This window comes from Flagellimonas okinawensis (genome assembly GCF_029194005.1).
GTDB lineage: Bacteria > Bacteroidota > Bacteroidia > Flavobacteriales > Flavobacteriaceae > Flagellimonas > Flagellimonas okinawensis.
On sequence record NZ_JARFVA010000001.1, the window covers coordinates 966,719 to 992,478 of the forward strand.

Consider the following 25,760-nt stretch of genomic DNA (forward strand, 5'->3'; position numbering starts at 1 on the left):
AGAGTCGTTTTAATTAGAATCCTGGATTTTGAGTTAGATTTTCATTGGCCTCCAATGCGGTCAATGGTATTGGGAAAAGTCTGTACGTTTCTGGGATGGAAGTACCGTTCAAGGTATTTCCTTTCCAAGGCCACAGATAACTGTTTCCTGTAAACCTTCCGAAGCGGATAAGATCACTTCTTCGGTGTCCTTCTAAGTTGAGCTCACGGGCTCTTTCATCCAAAATAAAGTCCAAATCCAAGGCTGATTGCGAAATTGAACTTGCATTGGAACGGTTTCTTACAGCGTTCACATAGCCGACTGCTGTAGCCATATCGGCACCAGATGCTCCACGCACTGCCAATTCAGCATACATTAAATAGGCATCGGCCAATCGGAACAATGGAAAATCTGTACTGGAGAAACTAGTTGGGTTGGAATCGCTAAAGTAGAAGGTGTTTCTAAACTTTACCGCTGGATATCCATCGGTCCAAGCCCTATAGTCGGTCATTTCATAGTTATGACCTTCTGTCCAGAACAATGCAGCCCTGGCATCGGTACTGTTTTCCAAATCGCCATTATTAAATAGCCCGTACCAAGCTTTGGTGGCCCTGTGTCCACTCCATCCTTCCTCAGCTCCAAAATCGCTAAGGGTCATGGTTTCGGTACCTAAACTTCCGTTTACAATGTAAGTAGTGTTTCCGTAACTCTGACTTATATCTGCATCTGCGATCAATGGAAAGATAATTTCATTGGACAAATTATTGTCACCGGAAAAAATGCTTACAAAGTTTTGATCCAAAGAGTAACCACCTTCGTTGATCACTTGGCTTATAAATGGAACTGCCTCATTGAACATTGCAGTACCTGTATAAACTTCGGCATTCATGTAAAGTTTGGCCAACAATATCCTAGCCACACTTTTGTTTGCCCTGCCATAATCGTTGGTATCTGGAAGCAAATCAACCACGGCCAACAACTCGTTCTCCACATAGGTAAAAAGTTCTTGACGGTCTACTTCTGGCAGTGGATCGGATGTTCCATAGTTTTCCTCTGTTGCCAAAACTCCCTTTCCGAAACAATCGATCAAATAATAATAGGCCAAAGCTCTGATGAACCTTACTTCTCCCTCTATCTCACCTTTATTCTCTATATCCACCGCGCTCAAAACCAACAAAAGGTTATTTGCTTGCGGAACAGTGTAATAAATTCTGTTGTAGAGATAACGGAAAAACTTGTTGTTCTCATCCCAGTCGGAGGTAGTTGTCAACTGATCCAAACCATCATCCCCCCAGCGGTTTTTCATACCATCTGCGGTAAAATCCTGTAAGTTAACTATACCTCTTAAAAATGGTGATTCCCCTGGGTCATCATCAATGTCCGAACTTCCCGGACCATCTGGTCCCGATAGGGCAAAAGACGCATATAGTCGTGATAAAATACCACTAACGGCATCTGGATCTTGGTTTAAGAGCTCCTCTAATGTAAGCTCCACTTCCGGTGCTGTATCCAAATCCTTGGTACACCCCTGAATCATAAGGGCCAATGGAATTACAAAAAATAATATTGCTGTTAATTTTTTCATGTCAGATATCTTAAAAATCCACATTTACCCCAAACGTGAAGGAACGGGGTCTTGGATAGAAATTATTGTCTATTGCATTAAAATTCTCTGGATCCTGCCCATCATATTTGGTAATTATGAATAGGTTGTTCAATGCGCCATAAAAACGCATGGAAACATTTGGCAAGGCATCGTCCAATCGATAGCCCAAAACAATGTTCTCACATCTTAGGAAAGTGGCATCTTCCAAATAATAATCGGAGAATGGTACATTTCCACGAATATCCACAAAGTTGAAATCGGCAGCTCCGCTATAAAAGTCAAGCACATTCGACAAGCTGTTCGAGTTGTTCGGAATGGCACTTTCAACCCATCCTGAAGTCAATCTTCTGGAGTTGTACACTTGACCTCCGAACTGACCTCTGAAACTGGAGCTTAAATCGAACTTGCCATAGTTGAAGTTAAATCCGAAACCGAAGGTCCAGTTTGGACGTAAAGCCCTGTAATACCTGTCGTCGTTATCCACAGTTCCATCGCCATTGAAATCGGCAAATGCTCCATGGATCGGATTTCCAGCATCGTCGTACAATTGTCTGAAAACCCAGGCAGAATAAGGTTGGTACCCTACAGCGTGGTAGGCCAAATTTACCCCGGTTCCTGTTGGAATACCAGAATCACTGGCCGTAATACGGGAAACATCTTGCAAATTGGTAACTTCTGCCCTATTGTAAGAAGTGTTGCCGTAAAATTCCAAGGACATTTTTTCGTTCTGCAACGCCCTTACATTAAAGTTGACTTCGAAACCTTTGCTCTCGGTTTCCCCTACATTCTTAACAAAAGAAGAGGTAAGGGCTTGGCCTGGAGCAACTGGCACAGTTGCCAACAAATCTGTTGTGGTACGGTAGAATACATCGAAGGAACCACTCAACACATTGTTAGGGAAGAAACCAAAATCTAGACCAGCATTGAAGGTCTCTGCTTTTTCCCATGTCAAATCTGAGTTGTAAGGCCTCGCGGAGTAAAGCGCATATCCCTGCAAATATTGGCTGGTTACAGAACCTGCCTCGAACAATGGAAGCGATGGATAAAAACCAACGGCTCCAGTAATATCCTGTTGCCCTGTTCTACCCCAACCCAATCTCAACTTAAGATTGTTCACGAAGTTTACATTGTCCATAAAGTCTTCTTCATACACTTTCCATGCAAAGGCTGCCGCTGGGAAATAACCCCATCTATTTTCCTTTGAGAACAAAGAGGAAGCATCTGCCCTAAAGGATAGAGTCAACAAATATTTATCCAATAAGTTGATGTTACCCCTACCAAAATAGGACTGTAAATTCAACTCGTTAAAGTATCTGTTGGTTGGGTTTTGTGGATCGAATACTAAAAAACGCTCACCTGTTGCAGTATCGTAATTGTATTCTTCCTTATTCCCATCGTTTCTAAAGTTTTGGTAGGAATAACCGGCCTGCACATCGAAATTGGTGATTGGGCCTTCTTCCAAATCCTTTTCGTAAGCCAAGTAGGCTTCCATGGTATGGTTGATGATATCTTGATTCTCCCTGTAATTAACACCTGGGTTAAAACGATAATTTGGATCAGGATCTACAGCAGTATCATCTTGTCTGTAGGTAGCCAAAGAATTATCGGTATACACTTCTTTTACCTTTGCTTTGGAAGCTTCGACACCAATATTGGCAACAGCTCTAAGTTCAGGCATAAAATGCATTTTGTAATCCAACTCCATGTTGGCCAAAATTTTACTTACTCGTTCTGGGCGATAGCGTTGCATTAAAATGGCAACTGGGTTCCATTGTCCATCCAAGCTTAAAAATTGACCGTCCAAGACTGTATTTTGATAATACCCTCCGAATCGGTTATCGGCAGCAGCAGCATAAATTGGTTTGGTAGGATCCATGTTCACGGCTCCGCCAAGTGCACCACCTTCATCTATCGCATTCTTTTTGGACATAATTCCCTTCGCATTGATATCAACCTTTAAATGGTTATCAAAAAATCTAGGGGTCAGTTTTACAGAGCTGGTAATACGCTCATAGTCACTTGTTTTCACAAGTCCTTGGGATTCGGTATAACCAAGTGACATACGAATTGGCACTGATTTAAAAATACTACCGCGTGCACTAAAGTTGTGGTCAAACGAAATCGCCGTACGGAAAATGGCATCTTGCCAATCCGTATCCGACAAAATTCTACCCTCTATGCCTGGAGTACTCAAGTCATCTTCAGCTTCGGTTGTTGGATCATCCACACCAAGATAGTTGGTGAAATCAGGGTGGAATTCCTGAATAAACCTTGTATAGGCATTGGAATCCATCATATCAATTTTCTTTCCAACTGTGCTTACTGTGGTGTTGGAGGAGAAATTGAATTTAAACTCACCCGTCAGACCTTTTTTGGTAGTAATGATAATAACCCCGTTGGATGCTCTTGAACCGTATATTGCGGTAGCCGAAGCATCTTTCAAAATAGAAAAGCTTTCTACATCGTTCGGGTTGATCAATGTAAGTGGGTTACTAACACCTGCTGGGTTGGTATTATCGACCGGAATCCCATCGATTACAATCAATGGATTGTTATTGGCCGTTAACGAAGACCCACCACGAATACGAATATTCGGGGCAGAATCGGGCTGACCACCACTGTTGGTAATGCGAACACCGGCTGTTTTACCTGTAAGCAATTGGTCGGTTGATACAATGGCACCTTTGTTAAAATCTTCGGTGGTCACCGAAGAAACCGAACCAGTGGCATCTTCCACTGTTGTAGTACCGTAACCAATCACCACAACCTCATCCAAAGCTGTGGTATCTTCATCGAGCGTTACATTTAGTGTACTGCCCGATACAACAACTTCCTTCGGTTGAAAACCGATGTAGGAAAACACCAAAATGTCACCCATATTGGCTTCCAAAAGGTAATTTCCATCAAAATCAGTTGCTGTTCCCTGAGTTGTTCCCTTTATAAGGATACTCACTCCAGGTAAAGGATCCTGAGTAGCGGTATCCGTAACTATCCCTTGCACAGCAATTTGGGCATACTGAACAAAAGGAATTAGAAACATGCACCATATGAGGTACATCCGTTTAATTCTCATATTGAAGTTTGTTTAAGTTAATTTTACGATTATGCTATATTTTACTTCCCTCAGGCGAAAATATGTAATTCAGACCCCCATTTTTTTGACAATTATCATATTTTGCCACTTACAACGTTTTCCGGTTGACAAATAATTCCGTGGTGACAGCTTATCAGAGTATATTTGGAGAAATATTGGATTTTTCGGGAGAATCCAAGGAAATGAACATGCAGGATGAAACCTAAAATGACGCTCAAGAAGATAGCCTCCGAATTAGGGCTTTCCATTTCAACCGTTTCAAAAGCGCTCAAGAACAACAAGGATATTAGCAAGGAGAACCGGGAAAAAGTCCAAGCATTTGCCAAATTCTACAACTACCGCCCCAATAGTGTCGCACTCAGTTTAAAAAACAAGAAAACGAAGACCATTGGGGTTATTATTCCCGAAATTGTGCACCATTATTTTGCCAAAGTCATTTCCGGTATCGAAGAAGTCGCCAACTCCAAAGAGTATAACGTTATTATTGGAGTTACGAACGAATCCTATAGCAAAGAAATCATCAACATGGAAATGTTGATCGATGGCAGTATTGACGGTTTTATTATATCCCTATCCAAACAAACGCTCCAAAAAAAAGATTACACCCATTTACAAGAAACCATAAACCAGAGCATACCTATAGTAATGTTCGATAGGGCCGTTGAAGAGATTCCCTGCGATAAGATTATAATCGACGACAGGGAGGCAGGTAAAATGGCCATTCAAAGATTAGTCGACGAAGGGAGAAAAAAAATATTGCTGCTGACCACGAAGGATTACCTGAATATAGGTCGCCTTAGAACGGAAGGATATCGCGATGCTCTTTTGGCCAATCAAATTCCCTATGATGAAGATTTGATAGTAAGAATTGGTGAACTTGGGGATTCGGACGAAGACCAACGAAATCTTGAGGAAAGAATAAATAAGGTATTCGAGCTCCATCCCGATATTGATGGCATTTTCGGTGTAAACGAAATTTATGCGGTAACCGCCATGAACGTTGCCCGAATGCGAGGTCTGGATGTTCCCGAACAATTATCGGTCATTGGTTTTTCTGATGGGATATTATCCAAATATGCACGCCCACACCTAACCACGGTGAGCCAACATGGTTTCCAAATGGGGGAACTGGCTGCGGAGACCCTGATCAACAGATTGGAGAAAATGGATGATGATGTGGAGGTCCCCTACGAAACAAGAGTAGTCAAGACCGATCTTATTATCCGTGACTCCACTAGAAACAAGATCACCAATTAAAATTGGTACTGTTATTTTAAAAAGCTATATCTTTGAACCATCAACGCTTATACTTTACTTCCCAAAGTAATTTAAGTGAACAGGTAAGACTGTTCCTATTGTGAACCTAATTCAAATCACAATGTTTCAAAAGCGTAGATTAAGCTTCTGGGAAATCTGGAACCTCAGTTTTGGATTTCTTGGAATTCAAATGGGCTTTGCCCTTCAAAATGCCAATGCCAGCCGAATTCTTCAAAGTTTTGGTGCCGACGTGCACGAACTTTCTTGGTTTTGGATCGTTGCACCACTTACAGGACTTATTGTACAGCCAATCGTTGGCCATTATAGTGATCAAACTTGGACGCGTTTAGGACGTAGGCGCCCTTATTTTTTGACCGGGGCACTTTTGGCATCTCTGGGACTGGTTTTTATGCCCAATGCCGATATGTTCACTGCCATAATGCCCTCTTTATGGGTAGGTGCCGGTATGCTCATGGTCATGGATGCCTCTTTTAATATTGCCATGGAGCCATTTAGGGCATTGATTGCGGATATGCTACCATCCGACCAAAGAACATTGGGCTACAGTATACAGACAGTACTTATTGGGGTGGGAGCGGTTATAGGCTCTTGGCTTCCCTACGCATTGACTAATTGGATCGGCATAAGCAACACGGCTGCCGCAGGGGAAGTCCCACTAAACCTTTTGCTTTCGTTTATCATAGGAGCTGTAATTCTTATCATAAGTGTTGCCATCACGGTTTTTACCACTAAAGAATACAGTCCCGAGGAAATGGCTCTTTTAAACAAAGAAGAAGAGAGCGTTGAATCTGATGACACTACGGGAAGTCTCCTTGATATATTTAAGGACTTTGCCCAGATGCCACTGACCATGAAACAATTGAGCTGGGTCCAATTTTTTTCCTGGTTCGGTCTTTTTGGCCTTTGGGTATTTGCAACACCCGCTATCGCACAGCATATTTATGGTCTCGACCCCAACGACAGCCATAGTACTGCTTACCAAAATGCAGGTGATTGGGTTGGTATTCTGTTTGGTGTCTATAATGGTGTATCGGCAATATTTGCATTTTTTCTTCCTGCCATAGCCAAAAAAGTGGGACGAAAAAAAACACATATGATTTCACTGGTAATCGGTGCCATAGGATTCCTATCCATTTATATTATGCCAGATAAAAATTGGCTGATATTTTCCATGGTAGGAATAGGCATTGCATGGGCGAGCATTTTAGCCATGCCCTACGCCATCTTGGCCGGTGCCATACCTCCTAAAAAAATGGGAGTTTATATGGGGATATTTAATTTTTTCATCGTCATCCCACAAATTGTGAACGCTTTTATAGGTGGACCTATGGTCAAGCTACTCTATGGCGGGCAACCAATATTTGCACTGGTCACAAGCGGCATTTCATTTTTGATTGCTGCGGCATTGGTCTCCAGAGTGCAAGATATTGACGATAATAGGCCTACAGTTTAACTGAAATTCATATTTTCAGGACACCCTAATACACACAGAAACAAAAACATAGGATTTTAGTCAATTTTTGGCCGAATCAAACAAACAAGTAAAACATCAATCAACCCTAAAATGAATCAAGACTACATACAATCAAATCCATGGAGCATCATCGAAGAAGGTTTTGACAAAGAAAGAGTCAAATCTTCCGAAAGCCTATTTAGTATTGGAAACGGAGCCATGGGACAACGCGCCAATTTTGAAGAATCCTACTCCGGCGCAACTTTTCAGGGAAGTTACATTGCCGGTGTCTATTATCCAGACAAAACCCGAGTGGGATGGTGGAAAAATGGTTACCCGGAATATTTTGCAAAAGTTTTGAACGCTCCCAATTGGATAGGTATCAATGTCACCATCAATGGTGAACTTTTGGACCTTGCTACCTGCACCAACATCAAAGATTTTAAACGGGAACTGAACATGAAAGAGGGATGGTACCGTAGAAATTTTGTAGCCACCACGCCAAATAACATTGAAATTGAAGTAATAGCCACACGTTTTTTAAGCCTTGCCCATGACGAAGTAGGCGCTATCCGTTTTGAGGTTACACCATTGAATAGCGATGCAGAAATATCGTTTAACCCCTATATCGATGCCGGAATCACTAATGAAGACAGCAACTGGGACGATAAATTCTGGAACACGACCAAGATAACATCAAATAATAACAGGGCCTTTATTGAGTCGCACACCATGAAAACCAATTTCAACGTGTGTACTTTTATGCAGGCACAATTGGAGCATGGAAACAAAGTAACGACTTCACCGAGTTCCGAAATCAAAAAAGAACTTTCGATAGGTTTTGAATTTTCACAATCCGCAAAAAAAGGAGAAAAAGTAAGCCTTGTTAAATATGGGGGATATACGGTTGATCGTAACCACGATGCCGACCAATTGGTAAAAGCAGCAAATTCGGTTCTTGACCAAGCCTCTTTGCTCGGGTTTGATGGCCTTTTGGATGAACAAAAGAAAGCATGGGACCAAGTTTGGGAAATGAGCGATATTACCATTGAAGGCGATGTAAAGGCCCAACAGGGAATTCGTTTTAACATATTCCAGCTGAATCAGACCTATACCGGAACAGATTCCAGACTTAACATTGGACCAAAAGGATTTACAGGAGAGAAATATGGAGGAAGCACCTATTGGGATACAGAAGCCTATTGCCTTCCATTTTATATGGCCACCAAAAACCAAGAAGTGGCCCGAAAACTTCTTAAATATCGATATAACCATTTGGAAAAAGCCATTGAAAATGCTGAAAAGCTTGGTTTTAAAAATGGAGCGGCCCTATATCCGATGGTCACCATGAACGGTGAGGAATGCCACAATGAATGGGAAATCACCTTTGAGGAAATTCACAGAAACGGAGCCATCGCATATGCCATTTACAACTACACCCGATACACCCAGGATTATAGTTATGTTCCAGAAATGGGATTGGAAGTTTTGATCGGCATTGCACGTTTTTGGCAACAACGCATTAATTGGTCCACACACCAAAATAAATACGTGATGCTTGGTGTAACAGGGCCTAACGAATACGAAAACAACGTACACAATAACTGGTATACAAATTATATTGCCAAATGGTGTTTGGAGTATGCTTTGGAACAATTGGAACAAGTACAACAAAACTTTCCTGCCGATTACAAAAGGATTATCGAAAAAACCAAGTTGACCAACGAGGAGACCGGCCTTTGGAAAAAAGTGGCAGCCCATATGTATTTCCCATACTCAAAAGAACATGGGGTTTATTTGCAACAAGATGGATTCTTGGACAAGGATTTGGTCCCCGTTGCTGAATTGGACAAACAAGAACGTCCAATCAACCAACACTGGAGTTGGGACAGAATTTTACGTTCCCCATACATAAAGCAAGCGGACACTCTTCAGGGCTTTTACTTTTTTGAAGACCATTTTACGGAAGAAGAACTGGAAAAACATTTCGACTTTTATGAGCCTTTCACGGTTCACGAGTCATCCTTATCACCATGTGTCCATTCGGTACAGGCAGCAAAACTCAACCGTATGGAGCAAGCCTACACTTTTTATCTAAGAACATCCCGTTTGGATTTGGACGATTACAATAAAGAGGTGGAAGAAGGACTTCACATCACTTCCATGGCAGGTACATGGATGAGCATTATAGAAGGCTTCGGCGGTATGCGAATCAAGGACGGAAAACTTTGTTTTTCCCCAAAAATTCCAGAACAATGGGATATGTACTCGTTTAAGATCAACTTTAGAAACCGAATTATAAAAGTAACGGTTACCCAAAACGGGACAACATTCAATATAGATGAAGGAGATTCCCTCGAGGTACTGGTAAACGATACACCTATTAGTATTTCGCACTAAATCATAATGAGCGAACAACATATCTGATTATAAATTCATGAGAAAAGTTACAACCCTAGTTCTATTGGCCATTTGCAGTTTTGCATTTGGCCAAATAGAGCGCGTTGAACCACCTAATTGGTGGGCCAACATGAACAGCACTGAGCTTGAGCTATTGGTATATGGTGACAACATCAGTAATCTGGACCCGGAATTTTCTGGAAATATCAATATTAAAAAAGTAGTGAAAGTTGAAAACCCAAACTACTTGTTTGTTACGGTTGATACAGAAGACATCACTGCCGGCACACACACCTTATCGTTGAAGAAAGGAAAAAGAACGGTAGACTCTTTTAATTATGAATTTAAAACTCGAAGAGATGGGTCCGAACAAAGAAAGGGTTTTGACTCATCGGATGTAATTTATCTTTTGATGCCGGACAGATTTGCCAATGGTGACCCCTCCAACGATAGCACTTCGGAAACTATTGAAAAAGCCAACAGGGAACACCAAGGTGGTAGACACGGTGGAGACATTCAAGGCATTATTGACCATTTGGACTACATTAATGAACTGGGAGCTACCACTTTGTGGAGCACTCCATTAACCTTGGATAACGAAAAAGTATACTCGTACCATGGCTATGCCAGCAGCGATCTCTACAAAATTGATCCCCGATATGGCTCCAATGAAGATTTTGCCTCCCTATCCGCAGAACTTCACAAGAGAAATATGAAGCATATTATGGACTTTGTACCCAACCACTGGGGATTGAGCCATTGGCTAATTCAAGATCTTCCATCAAGCGACTGGATTCACTTTTGGGAGGGCGGAGAAAATGGTTTTAAACGGAGTAATTATATCCAAACTACCCAGTTTGACCCATATGCCTCGGAAATTGATGCCAAAGGTTGTATGGATGGCTGGTTTGATTACACCATGCCGGATATGAACGAGAACAACCCTATGCTCATCACCTATCTCGTCCAAAATGCCATTTGGTGGATCGAGAGCGGCGATTTGGATGGAATCCGAGTGGACACGTATCCTTATAATGACAAAAAGGGGATTACCGAATGGGTGACCCGTGTAATGGAGGAATACCCAAACTTCAACGTTATGGGCGAAATTTTTATGCACGAAACCGCACATATCGCCTACTGGCAAAAAGACAGCAAAGTTGGGGCCATACAAGGTTTCAACTCCAATCTACCAACCGTGATGGATTTTCCGCTCCATGATATTCTCCCTCGAGTTTTTAAGGAAGATCAACAAAATTGGGGAGATGGTGTATATCGGATTTATGATCATTTGACCAAGGATTTCCTCTACCCCAATATCAATAACCTATTAATAAAAATGGGCAACCACGATGTCAACCGTATCAACCAAGAATTTGACGGAGATGTGGATAAGTACAAAATGGCGCTCACACTTATTATGACCTTACGCGGCATTCCACAAATCTATTATGGTGATGAAATTGGCATGTTGGGCGACAAAGGCAAAGGTGATGGAGATATTCGTCGGGATTTTCCAGGTGGATGGACCGGCGATGAGCAAGATGCCTTTACCTCCAAAGGAAGAACTACAAAACAAAATGAGTATTTTGAATTTACAAAGAACCTATTGAACTGGAGAAAAGGTAAAAAAGCCATTCATTTTGGCGAAACGCTTCATTTTTCCCCGGTAGATAATGTTTACGTTTATTTTAGGTATCTACCGGATAATCCGAATGAAACCGTTATGGTGGTGCTGAACAATTCAAACAAAGATCAAAAAATTGATCTAGCACGATTTGAAGAAGGCATACAATCGCATACGAAAGCTTTGGAAATAATTTCGGGAATGGAATACGAAATCAATCAAAATCTTGATGTAGCGGCAAAAAGTGGATTGGTTTTTGAATTAAAGTGATTTCACCTAATATTTTCCAAAACAAGACACTTTTAAGGTGATTCGGAGTATTTTCATATCAACATAAACATTTTACCATGAAAAGATTATTGCTATGTATACTGGTTTTGCAACTTGCCGGCTGTGCAGAATTACAACAAGTTGTCAACCAACTGCCCCAAGGCACCACAGGAATCGGCAATGATGAAATTGCCCAAGGATTGAGAGAAGCCCTGAACATGGGAATCGAAAAACAGGTGAACAAACTTACCAGTGAAAATGGCTTTTATAAAAACGAATTGGTCAAAATACTACTGCCGGAGGAATTGCAAAAAGTAGACAAGACCCTACGTGATATTGGTTTATCGAGCTTGGCAGACGAAGGGCTGAGAATAATTAACAGGGCTGCGGAAGATGCCGTTGGTGAAGCAACGCCCATTTTTGTCGATGCCGTTAAAGGAATCACCTTTAACGATGCCAAACAGATTCTGTTGGGCAACGACAATGCCGCTACTCAATATTTACAGCAAGCCACCCGAACCCAGCTTTACAATAAATTTAATCCGATTATTAAAAATTCGTTTCAAAAAGTGGGAGCTGACCAAATATGGAGCAATATTATTACCAAGTACAATAATCTACCCCTAACAAATGATGTAAATCCGGATTTAACCGATTATACCACTAATGAAGCATTGGAGGGAGTTTATACCATGATTGCAGTAGAAGAACAGGAAATTAGGACAAAAGTTTCGTCCAGAACAACAAATTTGTTAAAAAAGGTGTTCGCTTTACAAGATTAATCATAATTTTTTCAGAAATATGCAATATCTTTAGGACTATTGCGTTATAAACTCAATAATTAAGAGTAATTATAACAAAATCCTAAAGTTAAATTAACCTTGACCTGAAGGTTAAACTTGAATTTTGTACAAGTTATCTGAGTTAGCATTTTTTTGAGTTAGTTAGTTAAAAACCGGTGTTTTCACCGGTTTTTTGTTTTCTCCAACTTTTTATAGATGCCATCAAAAGCAACAGTAATGTTGTTTTTTCCATCTATGATTTCCCACAATTGTCTAACCGTGCCATCTTTATTATTTGTCCAGGTAATACGGTTCTTATAGGTAGTTCCATCCGTATTGGATATTGTTCCGGAAGTTAAAATCATCTGGTTACCTTTTTTGTTCCCTTTTAAATTTAGTACTGCACCATTGTTATCTACCCATAATTGTTCCCATTCTTGGGTCCCTGAATTATAAAAATTAAGACTTGTCCCCGTATAACCCGCTTTGGCACTTGTCCAATTTTCGCGAATTACACACCCATCCTCTTCCAATTGAATTTTGCTATAACCAGCAGGCGAACCATCTTTAAAATTGACAACCTCCCACTCTCCTATCCAAAAATTAAAAGCCTTATGGTCTTCCGAACAACAGTTACAATTGGATTTATCTTGAGCGGATAAGTAAACTCCAAAAAGCAGAAAAAAGACAAACATTAAAATTCTCATGCAGATATTTGATGTTAACAATCCAGTCTTTTAAAGGTACGTTAATTTTAACCCAACATCATGTTATCGGTTTTCTTAAAAAGGCCTCGATTCGTTAAATTTTAGATAAATAACCTGATTTATAGACGTATACCCCTATTCAGAATAGTCCACCAGCACGTTTTGAACGTATCTTTGTTATTAACAAATCTTGAGAGCTATGAATAATCAGTATTGTAAAGTTGGAGCGGTTACCCCAATCACCGGACTAAGCCAAGCAGCATCGGTTTTAGAGGTAATGCATAAAAACTTCATGGAAAAAGCTGCCAACGTTTCGGGCAAGGACAATCAACTTGGGGAATTTTTTAAGAGCAAAGCTCAAAGCATAAAAAGAACATTGGAAAAATTGTAGGTTAAAACATTCGCCTATTTAAGTTTCGCCAGTTCCAGTTCCATTTCTTGCTGGATTTCCTGTGCCTTTTTTGCCGCGGTTGTTGCAAAGTCATCTCCCGTTGATGCATAAATAATTCCACGTGATGAATTTACCAACAGACCTACATCTTTGGTAATCCCATATTGGCAAACTTCTTGTAAACTACCACCTTGCGCTCCCACTCCGGGCACCAATAAAAAGCTTTCCGGAACAATTCTTCTGATATCTTCAAGATAAGTCGCCTTAGTGGCACCTACCACATACATTAAGCGCTCAGAACCCTTGTAGGTCTTAGAAACCGACAGTACTTCTTTGTACAGTTCGTGTCCATCTACGTTTTTGGTCTGAAAATCAAAAGCACCTTGATTGGAAGTCAACGCCAAAAGTATGGTATGCCTGTTCTCAAACTCCAAGAAAGGTTCCACAGAATCCTTGCCCATATAGGGCGCAATGGTTATGGAATCAAAATCCATGGTCTCAAAAAATGCTTTTGCATATCGCGTTGACGTGTTTCCTATATCACCTCGCTTTGCATCGGCAATCGTAAACATTTCCGGGTGATTGGAATTTAAATATTCCATGGTCCGCTCCAGTGATTTCCAACCTTGAAGACCATAAGCCTCATAAAAAGCAATGTTGGGCTTGTAGGCCACACAAAAGGGATGCGTGGCATCGATTATAGCCTTATTGAAAGCAAAAATAGGGTCCTCTTCTTTAAGAAGATGCTTTGGGATTTTATCCAAATCGGTGTCGAGACCAACACAGAGGAACGATTTCTTTAGACGTATCTGGGCAATTAAATCTTCTATCTTCATTATGATGGGTTCTCTACCGCACTTCTACTTTAAGATTAAAATATCTCCGAAGCTTCCTTGAGTTTTTCAGTGTTTTCCACCAACATCAACTCATCAATAATTTTCTGGATATCCCCGTTGATGATGTTTTGCAAATCGTAAAGAGTGAGTCCTATTCTGTGATCGGTTACCCTACCCTGCGGATAATTATAAGTACGGATTTTTGCCGAACGGTCGCCACTACTCACCTGAGAGTTGCGTTTGGCGGCATCCTCCGCCTGTTTTTTGGCTAATTCCATATCATACAAACGGGAACGAAGCACCTTAAACGCTTTATCCTTGTTTTTGTGCTGGGACTTCTCATCCTGACACTGTGCTACGATTCCAGTTGGTTCGTGTGTTAATCGAACCGCCGAATAGGTCGTGTTCACCGATTGCCCACCAGGTCCGGAAGAACAGAAGTAATCGATTCGAACATCTTTGGGATCTATCTGAACATCGAACTCCTCTGCTTCTGGAATTACCATAACGGTGGCCGCACTTGTATGCACCCTACCCTGGGTCTCGGTCTGCGGTACACGCTGTACGCGATGCACTCCTGCCTCGAACTTAAGCGTTCCATAAACATCCTCTCCGTTCACTTCAAAATGGATTTCTTTGTATCCGCCACTGGTTCCCTCGCTAAGGTCGATCACATTGGTTTTCCAACCTTTTGATTCGCAATACTTGGTGTACATACGGAATAGGTCGCCCGCAAAAATACTGGCTTCGTCACCACCTGTTCCCGCACGAATTTCCATGACCACGTTCTTCTCATCCTCGGGGTCCTTTGGAATCAACAGGTATTTGATTTCCTCTTCCAACTTGGGCATGGCGCTTTTCGCCTCGTCCAATTGCATTTTGGCCATTTCCACCATTTCCGCATCACTTCCGTCCGCAATGATTTCTTCTGCCTCTTCAATATTATTGGTAAGGGTAATGTATTCGTCGCGTTTATCGCTGAGCAACTTAAGATCTTTGTATTCCTTGTTGAGTTTTACATATCTCTTTTGGTCCGCAATAATATCCGGCTGAATGATAAGGTCCGAAACCTCATCAAAACGCTGTTTTACGATGTTGAGTTTGTCTAGCATAAATCAATCCTCCTATGGGAATGCGAATTTACGATTAATTTGTACATTTAGTAAATACCATGGTTTCATTATTCCGTCTTAAAACATACCTACTAGTTTTTCTGTTCTACAAAACCATTCTCTTGGCATCCAATTTATTAGCCATTCTCCTAATGGTTTTAGAATCTACTTTAGCCTCAATTATCGCTTTAAAATTGGTTTTTATTGGTTTGGTCACTCTTAGATTCTCAGATTCAAGATATTCCAAAGATTTGGTTTTATATCAAAATTTCGGCATCACCAAAACCGCCCTTCTCTTCCTTGCATTTGTATTTGACTTGCTGATATCCCTTATCATTTACCTAATATTTTTCTTTTGATTCTAGAAATTGACAACATAGAACTCTCCTTCAACAACAAAAACATTTTGAGAGGAGTGTATTTAAAAGCCGAGAGCGGAAAAGTTACAGGTATTTTGGGTAGAAACGGCTCTGGAAAAACATCATTGCTCAACATTTTATTTGGGAGTGTAAAGCCTAAATACAAATCCATCCGGATTGATGGGAAATTTATGAAAGGCCCCTTATTTCAAAAGAATCAAATCGCCTATTTACCTCAACACAGACTCCTTACTGGAAATATGAAAGTAAGTAGCAGCCTCAAATTGTTTAATATTGATTGGAATAACCTTATAAACGATTTTGAACATTTCAAACCATTCAAAAACCACTTTACTTCGGAACTTTCGGGAGGTGAACTCAGATTATTGGAAACCTATCTTATCTTGAATAGCAACAAAAACATTATACTCCTTGATGAGCCTTTTTCCAATCTAGCACCCTTATATATTTCCAAGATCAAGGACATCATTCAAGCACAAAAAGTCAATAAAATCATACTGCTGACTGATCATTTGTACGAAGAAATTGTTTCGCTGAGCGACGATTTGTATTTTCTGAAAAACGGATGCTCCAAATTGATTCACAATATGGCTGACCTCGAAAACGAGGGCTATTTACCTATTAATTCCCAACAAAAGTAGTCCCCAACGTCACGATAAAGGCATTAAGCCCGTCGCTCCTATCGTATTGGCTAAATCGCAAATTGATGGTTTTCAACCCAAAATTAAGTACTCTGGCAGTTGTAAAAATATCTTTGTACTGAACTCCCATCCCGTATTGATGAGCATCATAATCAGACAAATCGTAGTCCGAAGTATAAAACTCGTATGTAGACAGTGCTTGCTCTTTGGGATAAAAATAATCCGCTGCAGTCTGAGTGTAATACCGATATGTGGGATACAATGTAAACTTATCGGTAAGCTTTATTGGGGCTTCTAAACTAGCCGTATGCGAACTGATGCCCCAATCGTCCCAATAATAACGGTAATAGGAACGCAATATCACCACATCGTTCAAATAATAATTCAATCGGCCGCCCACAGGTATTTTAAAGCGGCTATCTGGCAACTGCTCCACGTTGTCCGCCAACTGGAACTCATCAATAAAAAAATCCTCAAAATCCGAAAAGTAAACACGCTGGAACGGCGTGCTCAACAATCCGTTTTGGGAAACTACATCCATAAACAAGGCTCCTTGTAATTTCTGACTCAAAATCTGTGAAAAACTAAGGGATACTGAGTAAGAATTCCTGTTCTCGCTTTCAAATTCAGAAAAAATTGGGCGGTATGTCCCATTTCCCGTAATGCGATCATCAAAAAAACCATCACGCAATTCTATCGGGTATTGCGAATTCCATTTATCCAAAAACACACGACCACTTAGTGTAATTTCAGTATTCTTTTCATTGAACAATTTGGTATAGCTTCCACCAAAACCAATTGAAAAATAATCGTATTCCGAAGAAAAATAGGCGTTGGCACTCCAAATAGTGTTCCGATCATCCGAACTATGTTGGTATGTGGGATTGATATAAACCAAGACATCTTTACGCGACTCTCCAGAAGAGGCATCGAACGGAGTTACATTGAGACCTCCATCCAAAGGGTTTACATTACTGGATGATGCCGAAGTGTAAGCTGACAGACCAACATCAACCGTTAAAATATCGTCCTCGTTCATGGGCATTCGAAGAACAATGCTGGATGTGGCATCGGTTAATTCTTCGGTTCCTTCTCCACCGGTAACGGCGGCATTTTGTCCATCTTGATTGTAATAACTGAACAATAAATCGACCTCACTTGCTTCCAGAACCCTTCGCTTGTAAGAAGTATCGTCTTGCTGTGACCAGCCGATGAATGCCATGGAAAAGAACAAGACCATGCAAGCGGATTTTACTATTCTGGACAATTGGGTCATAAGCTTTTTTATATGATTAGATAGTTGCAGCACTAATTACATCCGCACCCGCCTCCTGTTTTACCACCATTTGCTCCCGAAGAAGCTTCCCTGTAAATATGGAAATTGGTCTCAAACCTTTCGCAGGGCCTTGCACTCAATTGCATTTCTTCATCGTTCACATATACCTTGTCGTACTCGCGAACGGCAACACAGGAGCTTGAAAAAACTAAGAGTAGCAATAAAAAAAACGGTCTTCCCATATACTAAATGTACTAATTCGTATCGAACATTATTCCTGAACTGCGATGAACTTTATTCTCAGAATCCACGACAACGGCCTCTACCCCATCAATTTGATTGATCATATGCAGACCAACATCACGGCCCATCGTAAAGACCGCGGTAGCCAAAGCATCACACAACTCTGCTTGCTTGGCGAATATGGAAACACTATTGATGCCTTTGGTAGGGTAACCCGTTCTTGGATCAATAATATGAGAATATTTTTCACCGTTGAGCATTATATATTTTTCGTAATTCCCTGAGGTCGCCACCGATGACTCTACAATTGGGAGCCAACTAAATACTTTGTCCTTGCTCAGTGGATTGGCAATCCCAACCAACCATTTTTCACCTGTAACCTTGGTACCCCAAGTAGTAAGATCGCCTGAAGCATTTATAATTCCGCCCTTCACATCTTTGGATACGAGTAGGTCCTTCGCCTTATCAGCGGCATATCCCTTACCAATGGCACCAAAACCAATTTTCATCCCTTTTTCTGGGAGATATACGGTTAGGTTTTCCTGATCCAATTGAATTTTTTTGAATCCAACCTTTGCAACTGAGTGTTTAATTTCTGTTGTAGTAGGCACCTTATCCATGGTTCCATCGAACTTCCAGATATTGTCCATGGAGGCATAGGTAATATCAAAAGCCCCATCGGTAATTTCGGATATTTTTATGGCCCGCTCGATTAAATTGAACAACTCTCGACTAACCTTAACTGGCTTTATTCCCGCATTTTTGTTGATCAGTGTGGTTTCCGAATTTTCGCTCCAAGAAGAAATAATGGCTTCTATACGTTCAATTTCCGATACGGCTTCATCTATGTTGATATAGCCAATTTCTTCATTCGGTGCCACAACGGTTATCTCAAAGCGAGTCCCCATTAATTTCAGGGTCTTTTTTACCGTGACATCCGTTTGCCTCGACTGCCCGAACGACAGCAGGCAAAAAAGACTGCAGGTCAAGGCAACAAGGTTTTTCATTTCAGAAATTTATTCAGGGTCTTAATATATTTTTCCGGGCTGGTGCGGGCCACAAACCCTGTTGTGCCCAAAACATGCTGATCTTTATCCATAACCACAACCAAAGGGAAATAACCCTTTGGGTTATATTTCTCGGCCAGGGATTTATTCTGCTTCATTTTTTCCTCGGGCAATTTATTCTGCTTCTTTCTAGGGAAATCGGCATCGTACATTACGTAATGATCCAACGCATAGGCCTGGAACTCTTCGCTATCAAAAATATGTCGCTTTAAACGGATGCAGGGAGCACACCAATCGGAACCGGAGAAAACCAAAACTATGGGTTTGTCCTCAGCAGAGGCCTTGGTAAGGGCATCATCAAAACTTTCTTGCCATTGTTGTGCCTGTAGCATACCACAGCTGGCAAACAACAATATGTAGATTAATTTTTTCATTCGATTTGGGGATTCTAAAAACTATTCATAAACCCGTAAAACAGAGCCATTGAGTTCTGTATTGTAGACTGTCAGTGCTCTGGCCGGAGTCCCATCCACTTGATTGAGCGGTGTTCCATTTTGATCAAATCGTGAACCATGCACATCGCAGTAAAAGATACCTCCACTCTGGTCTACAAAACGAACTTGATCGTACGATTGATGACTACAAACTTGGCTTGCTGCCACATACTCTCCTTGGAGATTTCTGGCCACAACCACTAAGTCCTTCAGAATAAAACCGCCATTTTGGGAAAGATTGGAAGCTTCTGCCGATGTTAGGTCGATCGTAAAGTCGACTCCAGTAGGCTCTTCCACTAGATTTCCATCAATATCATCGTTGGAACATCCTTGTAAACAGGGAAATGTAAGGGCAAAGGCTGCGCCTGCACCCAAACTTCGAAGAAACTCTTTTCTCTCCATAGCGTAAGGTTTATATAAATTAACGCTATTTATAAAGAAATCGTATGCTAATATTCAAACTTGCCGTAAGGGCTCTGGATGGTCAATTTTTTATTTTCGGATGATTCCACGTGTCCCACAATCTGTGCATCCACATCAAAACTTTGTGAAATGGCAATGATTTCCTCTGCAACCTTCTCATCTACATACAATTCCATGCGATGACCACAATTGAACACTTGGTACATTTCTTTCCAATCGGTCCCGGATTGTTCTTGAATCAATTTAAACAAAGGTGGAATGGAAAACATATTATCCTTGATGATGTGGAGATTTTCCACAAAGTGAAGGATTTTGGTCTGGGCACCGCCACTGCAATGTACCATACCGTGAATCTCATCGGAAGAATATTGCGCTAACACTTTTTTGATAATGGGTGCGTAAGTTCTCGTTGGAGACAGAACCAGTTTTCCTGCATCCAGAGGGGAATCGGATACTTTATCCGTTAGTTTGGTGTTCCCCGAATACACTAATTCCTCAGGAACGGATGCATCGAAACTTTCAGGATATTTTTCTGCCAAATATTTAGAGAACACATCGTGTCGGGCCGAGGTTAAACCATTACTTCCCATTCCCCCATTATACTCGGTTTCATAACTCGCCTGTCCAAAGGAAGCCAAACCAACGATAACATCTCCTGCTTTGATATTGGCATTATCGATGACGTTCTTTCGCTCCATTCTTGCCGTTACAGTGGAATCTACAATTATGGTACGAACCAAATCCCCTACATCGGCAGTTTCCCCTCCCGTGGAGCGGATGGTAATCCCGTGTTTGTCCAAATCTGAAATCAGTTCCTCAGTCCCATTGATGATGGCTGAAATCACTTCTCCGGGAATCAGGTTTTTATTTCGCCCAATGGTAGAGGACAACATAATATTGTCAGTGGCACCCACACAGATCAGGTCATCAACGTTCATGATAAGCGCATCTTGGGCAATTCCTTTCCAAACCGAAATATCTCCTGTTTCCTTCCAGTACATATAGGCCAAAGAGGATTTGGTACCTGCACCATCGGCATGCATTACCAAGCAATGGTCCTCACTACCGGTCAAATAATCGGGTACAATTTTGCAGAACGCTTTGGGAAAAAGTCCTTTATCAATGTTTTTGATGGCATTGTGCACATCTTCCTTGGAGGCAGAAACACCTCTTTGCGCATATCTTTTACTGGTATCCGATGACATATGAAAGGTTTGGGCAAAAATAACGGAAAGCCATCAAATAATTGATATGCTTTCCGTCTTTTCCATTTTGTGATATTTTCTATTTAGAGAACAACATTTCTCGGTACTTGGTAAACGGCCAAAATTCATCAGCGATGAGTTTCTCCAAAGTATCCGAATGCTCCCGAATTTTGTCAAAATAAGGTCTTACGTTGTTGCAATATGCCTGCGCCTTTTTATCCACTACGGACATACCGTTGGCACGCCTACGTGCATCGGCCATCTCGTCCGTTAATCTTTTTATCTCAACAATGTGCTCACCAATTTGCTCCAATATGTTCAATTGGCCCTCGGCCACTTTCTTGTGTGCCGCTCCATACACATCTTTTAGCCCCTGAATGTTCTCGAGCAAAAGATTTTGATATTTAACAGCTGCCGGAATAATGTGGTTATAGACCATTTCTCCCAAAACGCGCCCTTCTATCTGGATATGGAAAATGTAAGCGCCCAATTCCACTTCCTTGTGGGCCTTGAGCTCTACCTCGTTCATCACATCCATCTGCTTGAAAAGTTCATAACTTTCCTTTGAGGTAATTACTTGAAGGGCTTCTGGCGTGTTTTTATTAAAGCTCAGTTTTCTTCTTCTGGCCTCTTCCTGCCATTCTATACCGTAGCCATCACCTTCAAAACGGATGCGTTTGGAAGTTTTTATGTATTCTCGAAGCACATTGAAAACAGCTTCGTCCTTTTTCAGATTTTTCTTGTCGATAAGGGCATCAACCTCTTTTTTAAAGTCGGTCAACTGTTTGGCCACAATGGTATTCAGCATGGTCATGGGCTTGGCACAGTTCATTTTCGCACCAACGCCCCGCATCTCGAACTTGTTACCGGTAAAGGCAAAAGGAGAAGTTCTGTTCCTATCCGTGTTGTCCAATAATATCTCGGGAATCTTGCCCACAACATTGAGCTTGAGCTCTGTTTTTTCCTGTGGGGACAATTTTCCTTTTGAAACACCTTCGAGTTCATCCAAAACATCACTCAATTGTTGACCAATAAAAATGGAAATGATCGGTGGTGGCGCTTCATTGGCGCCCAAACGATGATCATTACTGGCAGAAGTAATTGAAGCCCTTAACAATTCTTCGTAGGTGTCCACTGCTTTAATGGTGTTTACGAAAAAAGTCAAGAACTGAAGATTTTTCATTGGGGTGCTGCCCGGACTTAAAAGGTTCACTCCAGTGTCCGTGGCCAACGACCAGTTGTTATGCTTACCGGAACCGTTTATTCCAGAAAATGGCTTTTCATGAAAAAGTACCGAAAAGTTATATCTGTCGGCTATCTCTTCCATCACATCCATCAGTAATAGATTATGATCAACCGAGAGGTTCGCCTCTTCAAAAACGGGAGCCAGCTCAAACTGATTTGGCGCCACTTCATTGTGGCGGGTCTTTACAGGTATGCCTAGTTGGGTACACTCTTTTTCGAGTTCACTCATAAATCCTAGGACCCGCGGAGGAATCACCCCAAAATAGTGGTCGTCCAATTGTTGTCCTTTAGCAGAGAAATTACCCACCAAAGTCCTTCCCGTAACGGAGAGGTCCAAACGGGAATTCACCAAGGCCTTATCTATAAGAAAGTACTCTTGCTCCCAACCTAATGTGGCGTGTACTTTTTTTACGTTTTTATCAAAATATTGGGCCACCCCTGTTGCTGCTTGATCAATGGCATGCAAGGCTCGCAAAAGTGGAGCTTTATTATCCAAAGCCTCTCCTGTGTAAGCAACAAATATGGTAGGAATACAGAGAGTAGTCTTATACACAAAGGCAGGCGAAGTTGGGTCCCAAGCCGTGTACCCACGGGCCTCGAAAGTATTTCTGATTCCACCACTTGGAAAACTGGAAGCATCCGGTTCTTGTTGTACCAATTGTGCACCACCAAACTTTTCCATGGCCCTTCCATTGGGTAGTATATCAAAAAATGCATCGTGCTTTTCGGCAGTGGCCCCAGTTAATGGTTGAAACCAATGGGTATAATGGGTGGCCCCCATGGACAGTGCCCAGGCCTTCATACCTTCGGCAACTTGATCAGCAATTTTCCTGTCTATTTTATTTCCTTGGAATATGGCCGATTTCACTTTTTCAAAAGCCTCCTCGGTAAGGAATTGCAGCATCTTATCTTCATTAAAAACATTCTTTCCAAATAGGTCCGAACGCTTACCCGTCTCGTTGATGTTTGCATGTGCTCTATTACGGCTTTCGGCCAAGGCTTGGAATCTTGTTTTTGGCATTTTCAACAATCTTTAATTTTCAAATCTACAATTAACAATTTAATAAAATATACAGTAAAAATTACTTTTTTTTCAGTCAACCCTCTTTAAAACAGGGGTAATATAAATAATAAACCCAAGTTTGTGATTTTACCCCCATAAAACATTGATAATTAAATGAAAAAACTATTTTTGTTAATCATAAAATTGAGAACGATTAACTACCAGAATTATGAGCAAATCTAAATTAGAGTATCTATGGTTGGATGGCTATGAGCCAACAGCCAACATTAGAAGTAAGACTAGAATAGAAGAAGATTTTAGTGGTAAATTGGAAGATTGCCCAATGTGGTCTTTCGATGGTTCATCTACCAAACAGGCCGAAGGCGGTTCTTCTGACTGCTTGTTGAAGCCAGTAGCGATCTACCCCGATCCAGCAAGAAGAAATGGTTATTTGGTTATGACAGAGGTGTTGAATCCTGATGGAACTCCACACGAAAGTAACTCTAGAGCCACTATTGATGATGAGGATGATGACTTCTGGTTTGGATTTGAGCAGGAGTACTTTATTATGGACACTGCCACTCAGCTACCTTTAGGATTCCCTGTTGGTGGTTATCCTGGTCCTCAAGGACTATATTACTGCTCCGTAGGTGGAAGAAACACTTGGGGCAGGGATTTGGTTGAAGAGCACGCTGACCTGTGTTTGGATGCTGGACTTCAGTTCGAAGGTATCAACCAGGAGGTTGCTGCCGGACAGTGGGAGTTCCAATTGTTCGCTAAAGGAGCCAAAAAAGCTGGTGACGAAATCTGGGTAGCTCGTTATATGCTACAAAGATTGACTGAAAGCTATGGCTACTACATTGAGTACCACCCAAAACCAATTAAAGGTGATTGGAACGGTTCCGGTATGCACGCCAACTTCTCCAACACTTTGTTGAGAACCTGTGGATCTAAAGATGTTTACGAAAAAGTTTGTGAAGCTTTCCGTCCTGTTACTGCTGAGCACATTGCTGTATACGGTGAGTACAATGACGAAAGGTTGACAGGTAAGCACGAAACTGCTTCCATTTCTGACTTTAGCTACGGAGTTTCCGATAGAGGTGCTTCAATTCGTATTCCTATTATGACCGTAGAAAAAGGTTGGAAAGGATGGTTGGAAGACAGAAGACCTGCTTCTAACGCTGATCCTTACAAAGTTGCGGCTGTTATTGTTAAGACAGTAAAGTCCGCTGACGTATAGACACGTATATAAATTAGTTGTTGATTATAGATGAAAACCGTCCCGCTTTTTGGGGCGGTTTTTATTTTATGGTCATGTAGATAAAAGTTGCGTAAAACGCCAAAAGTACAAGTCCATCCCTCCATCCCAATCTTAAGCCTTTTGGGAAGAATACCAACGGGAAAATAAGAAAGGAGATTCCTAACATCCAGAAAATATCGCTGGACAATAATCCTTCGTCTACAACGGTAATCGGGGTAATTATTGAAGTAATCCCCAATACGGCCAATAAATTGAATATGTTGGAGCCGATAAGGTTACCCAATGATATTGCCTTTTCCTTTTTGATTACAGCAATAACCGATGCCGCCAACTCAGGAATACTGGTTCCTACAGAAACGATGGTGATACCGATTATCCTATCGCTCACACCAAAAGAAGAAGCCATACCTACGGCACCTTTTATCAGTAATTCGGAACCTCCCCATAAGGCCGTACCGCCAATACCCAAGAACAATGCAATCTTATAAAGTGGCAAGGGCACGTCATCTTCCGGCATCTCATCTTCAACAGCCGTTTTTTGAAATCGTAATAGGTATACCAAGAAAACAAAAAGAAGCGCTACCAAGATTATCCCCTCGTATTGCTGCAATACTCCATCAAAATAAATAAAGCCACAAAAAAGCAACGAAGATGCAATCATAACGGGCCAGTCGGTGGTATAAAAACTTTTCCTGACATCTATACTACCCATTATTACGGTAATGGCCAGAACAAGACCCAAATTGGCTATATTGGACCCAACCACATTTCCCAAGGACAAATCCGGAAAGCCATCCAGAGCTGCTTTTATACTAACAATAAGTTCGGGTGCCGAGGTGGCAAAGGAAACCACCGTCATTCCAATTACAATTTTTGGAATAAATAGGCGCAAAGACAATGCTACTGCTGATTTTAATAACCAATTACCTCCTGCAATAAGCAGAACCAGCCCCAATACAATAAAAAGTAGATTTCCCAAAAAGTGAATTTTAGGGTAAAGATAATGGAAGATTTATTCACTAAAGAAGGTTATTTAAAAAAGAAAAA

At 41.2% G+C, this 25,760-nt stretch carries 21 protein-coding genes; 8 read left to right on the forward strand and 13 right to left on the reverse strand.

All coding sequences use genetic code 11. The features are described 5' to 3' along the window. Positions 1-13: 13 nt before the first annotated feature. Together PY091_RS04620 and PY091_RS04625 are read right to left on the reverse strand one after the other, a co-directional pair. Positions 14-1,564: a RagB/SusD family nutrient uptake outer membrane protein gene (locus tag PY091_RS04620; RefSeq protein ID WP_275648531.1), complete on the reverse strand. Its 1,551-nt coding sequence runs from the start codon at positions 1,562-1,564 to the stop codon at positions 14-16. Positions 1,565-1,574: 10 nt separating this feature from the next. Further along, on the reverse strand, positions 1,575-4,658 hold the full coding sequence (locus tag PY091_RS04625) for a SusC/RagA family TonB-linked outer membrane protein (RefSeq protein WP_275648532.1): 3,084 nt from the start codon (positions 4,656-4,658) through the stop codon (positions 1,575-1,577). 216 nt (positions 4,659-4,874) lie between these two features. Between PY091_RS04625 and PY091_RS04630 the strand changes: the two genes are divergently transcribed. The 5 genes from PY091_RS04630 to PY091_RS04650 all read left to right on the forward strand — a co-directional run bounded on the left by PY091_RS04630 (position 4,875) and on the right by PY091_RS04650 (position 12,489). Further along, entirely contained in the window at positions 4,875-5,936 is a 1,062-nt protein-coding gene (locus PY091_RS04630; protein ID WP_275648533.1) for a LacI family DNA-binding transcriptional regulator, read from the forward strand. 121 nt (positions 5,937-6,057) lie between these two features. Continuing rightward, complete coding sequence (locus PY091_RS04635; RefSeq protein WP_275648534.1) at positions 6,058-7,410, forward strand: MFS transporter; 1,353 nt, start codon at positions 6,058-6,060, stop codon at positions 7,408-7,410. Between the two features lie 111 nt (positions 7,411-7,521). Next, positions 7,522-9,810 (forward strand): glycoside hydrolase family 65 protein, encoded by a 2,289-nt coding sequence (locus tag PY091_RS04640; protein ID WP_275648535.1) that lies wholly within the window; start codon positions 7,522-7,524, stop codon positions 9,808-9,810. 37 nt (positions 9,811-9,847) lie between these two features. Continuing rightward, positions 9,848-11,707: a glycoside hydrolase family 13 protein gene (locus PY091_RS04645; RefSeq protein ID WP_275648536.1), complete on the forward strand. Its 1,860-nt coding sequence runs from the start codon at positions 9,848-9,850 to the stop codon at positions 11,705-11,707. Between the two features lie 77 nt (positions 11,708-11,784). Then, complete coding sequence (locus tag PY091_RS04650; protein ID WP_275648537.1) at positions 11,785-12,489, forward strand: DUF4197 domain-containing protein; 705 nt, start codon at positions 11,785-11,787, stop codon at positions 12,487-12,489. 182 nt (positions 12,490-12,671) lie between these two features. Here the strand turns inward: PY091_RS04650 and PY091_RS04655 are convergent, their stop codons facing one another. Continuing rightward, positions 12,672-13,196 carry a hypothetical protein gene (locus PY091_RS04655; RefSeq protein ID WP_275648538.1) on the reverse strand — a complete coding sequence of 175 codons (525 nt, stop codon included), beginning with the start codon at positions 13,194-13,196 and terminating at the stop codon, positions 12,672-12,674. Between the two features lie 199 nt (positions 13,197-13,395). Here PY091_RS04655 and PY091_RS04660 point away from each other — a divergent pair, with 199 nt between their 5' ends. Beyond that, a complete protein-coding gene (locus tag PY091_RS04660; RefSeq protein ID WP_275648539.1) occupies positions 13,396-13,587 on the forward strand; it encodes a hypothetical protein in 192 nt (63 codons plus the stop codon). Positions 13,588-13,601: 14 nt separating this feature from the next. Here the strand turns inward: PY091_RS04660 and pyrF are convergent, their stop codons facing one another. Both pyrF and prfA read right to left on the reverse strand, forming a co-directional pair. Next, complete coding sequence (pyrF, locus tag PY091_RS04665) at positions 13,602-14,423, reverse strand: orotidine-5'-phosphate decarboxylase (RefSeq protein ID WP_275648540.1); 822 nt, start codon at positions 14,421-14,423, stop codon at positions 13,602-13,604. Between the two features lie 35 nt (positions 14,424-14,458). After that, a complete protein-coding gene (gene prfA, locus PY091_RS04670; RefSeq protein WP_275648541.1) occupies positions 14,459-15,535 on the reverse strand; it encodes a peptide chain release factor 1 in 1,077 nt (358 codons plus the stop codon). Positions 15,536-15,890: 355 nt separating this feature from the next. Here prfA and PY091_RS04675 point away from each other — a divergent pair, with 355 nt between their 5' ends. After that, on the forward strand, positions 15,891-16,556 hold the full coding sequence (locus PY091_RS04675; RefSeq protein WP_275648542.1) for an ATP-binding cassette domain-containing protein: 666 nt from the start codon (positions 15,891-15,893) through the stop codon (positions 16,554-16,556). Here PY091_RS04675 and PY091_RS04680 read toward each other — a convergent pair. The 7 genes from PY091_RS04680 to PY091_RS04710 form a co-directional block, all read right to left on the reverse strand. Beyond that, positions 16,537-17,796, reverse strand: coding sequence for a DUF3570 domain-containing protein (locus PY091_RS04680; protein WP_275648543.1), 1,260 nt, complete (start codon positions 17,794-17,796; stop codon positions 16,537-16,539). The two genes, PY091_RS04675 and PY091_RS04680, sit on opposite strands and share 20 nt — an antisense overlap. Positions 17,797-17,864: 68 nt before the next feature. Continuing rightward, on the reverse strand, positions 17,865-18,074 hold the full coding sequence (locus PY091_RS04685; RefSeq protein WP_275648544.1) for a DUF4266 domain-containing protein: 210 nt from the start codon (positions 18,072-18,074) through the stop codon (positions 17,865-17,867). Positions 18,075-18,086: 12 nt separating this feature from the next. After that, complete coding sequence (locus PY091_RS04690) at positions 18,087-19,082, reverse strand: FAD:protein FMN transferase (RefSeq protein ID WP_275648545.1); 996 nt, start codon at positions 19,080-19,082, stop codon at positions 18,087-18,089. Beyond that, a complete protein-coding gene (locus PY091_RS04695; RefSeq protein WP_275648546.1) occupies positions 19,079-19,516 on the reverse strand; it encodes a thioredoxin family protein in 438 nt (145 codons plus the stop codon). Before PY091_RS04695 ends, PY091_RS04690 begins: the two co-directional genes overlap by 4 nt. 21 nt (positions 19,517-19,537) lie before the next feature. After that, on the reverse strand, positions 19,538-19,978 hold the full coding sequence (locus PY091_RS04700; protein WP_275648547.1) for a QcrA and Rieske domain-containing protein: 441 nt from the start codon (positions 19,976-19,978) through the stop codon (positions 19,538-19,540). A gap of 47 nt (positions 19,979-20,025) precedes the next feature. After that, on the reverse strand, positions 20,026-21,204 hold the full coding sequence (locus tag PY091_RS04705) for an AIR synthase related protein (RefSeq protein WP_275648548.1): 1,179 nt from the start codon (positions 21,202-21,204) through the stop codon (positions 20,026-20,028). Between the two features lie 79 nt (positions 21,205-21,283). After that, positions 21,284-23,470 (reverse strand): glutamine synthetase III family protein, encoded by a 2,187-nt coding sequence (locus tag PY091_RS04710; RefSeq protein WP_275648549.1) that lies wholly within the window; start codon positions 23,468-23,470, stop codon positions 21,284-21,286. 211 nt (positions 23,471-23,681) lie between these two features. On the opposite strand from PY091_RS04710, the gene PY091_RS04715 reads away from it, so the two are divergent. Then, a complete protein-coding gene (locus PY091_RS04715; RefSeq protein ID WP_275648550.1) occupies positions 23,682-24,692 on the forward strand; it encodes a glutamine synthetase beta-grasp domain-containing protein in 1,011 nt (336 codons plus the stop codon). A 61-nt stretch (positions 24,693-24,753) separates the two neighbouring features. On the opposite strand, the gene PY091_RS04720 is transcribed toward PY091_RS04715, so the two are convergent. Next, positions 24,754-25,692, reverse strand: coding sequence for a calcium/sodium antiporter (locus PY091_RS04720; RefSeq protein ID WP_275648551.1), 939 nt, complete (start codon positions 25,690-25,692; stop codon positions 24,754-24,756). Positions 25,693-25,760: the final 68 nt, after the last annotated feature.